Here is a 1,145-nt window from a genome sequence, read left to right as displayed (position 1 = left end):
AGTTATGAAGTGTGTTTCCGTCTGTTGGGAACCACAGAGTGGACGCGAATCATCTCGGGCCACGCACACGCCTTTTGCTTTGAATGAAGTTCAAATCGTGTGTGTGTAGTGAGGTTTCAAGTTATCGGCTTATTAGTACCGGTCAGCTCCGACAGTCGTTAGTCCTGTCTTCCACATCCGGCCTATCAACCCAGTCGTCTGGCTGGGAGCCTCTCCCCCCGAAGGGGATGGAAATCTCATCTTGAGGCCGGCTTCCCGCTTAGATGCTTTCAGCGGTTATCCATCCCGAACGTAGCTAACCAGCGGTGCTCCTGGCGGAACAACTGGCACACCAGAGGTTCGTCCAACCCGGTCCTCTCGTACTAGGGTCAGATCCTCTCAAATTTCCTGCGCGCGCAGAGGATAGGGACCGAACTGTCTCACGACGTTCTAAACCCAGCTCGCGTACCGCTTTAATGGGCGAACAGCCCAACCCTTGGGACCTACTCCAGCCCCAGGATGCGACGAGCCGACATCGAGGTGCCAAACCATGCCGTCGATATGGACTCTTGGGCAAGATCAGCCTGTTATCCCCGAGGTACCTTTTATCCGTTGAGCGACAGCGCTTCCACAAGCCACTGCCGGATCACTAGTCCCGACTTTCGTCCCTGCTCGACCTGTCAGTCTCACAGTCAAGCTCCCTTGTGCACTTACACTCGCCACCTGATTGCCAACCAGGTTGAGGGAACCTTTGGGCGCCTCCGTTACTTTTTGGGAGGCAACCGCCCCAGTTAAACTACCCACCAGGCACTGTCCCTGAACCGGATCACGGTTCGAAGTTAGATATCCAGAGTGACCAGAGTGGTATTTCAACAATGACTCCACCGACACTAGCGTGCCAGCTTCACAGTCTCCCACCTATCCTACACAAGCCACACCGAACACCAATACCAAGCTGTAGTAAAGGTCACGGGGTCTTTCCGTCCTTCTGCGCGTAACGAGCATCTTTACTCGTAATGCAATTTCGCCGAGTTCGCGGTTGAGACAGCTGGGAAGTCGTTACGCCATTCGTGCAGGTCGGAACTTACCCGACAAGGAATTTCGCTACCTTAGGATGGTTATAGTTACCACCGCCGTTTACTGGGGCTTAAATTCTCAGCTTCGCC

The 1,145-nt window shown here is 54.2% G+C and carries 1 rRNA gene; it reads right to left on the bottom strand.

Annotation, left to right across the window (positions count from 1 at the left end):
• Window positions 1-111: 111 nt before the first annotated feature.
• Window positions 112-1,145: ribosomal RNA gene (locus ACFVS8_RS19595) — 23S ribosomal RNA — on the bottom strand; the annotation flags it as partial.

The sequence above is a fragment of the Agromyces sp. NPDC058110 genome, from assembly GCF_042884735.1.
Taxonomy (GTDB): domain Bacteria; phylum Actinomycetota; class Actinomycetes; order Actinomycetales; family Microbacteriaceae; genus Agromyces.
The sequence above is the reverse complement of the archived record's forward strand: the minus strand, read 5'-3'. Positions and strand labels throughout refer to the sequence as shown.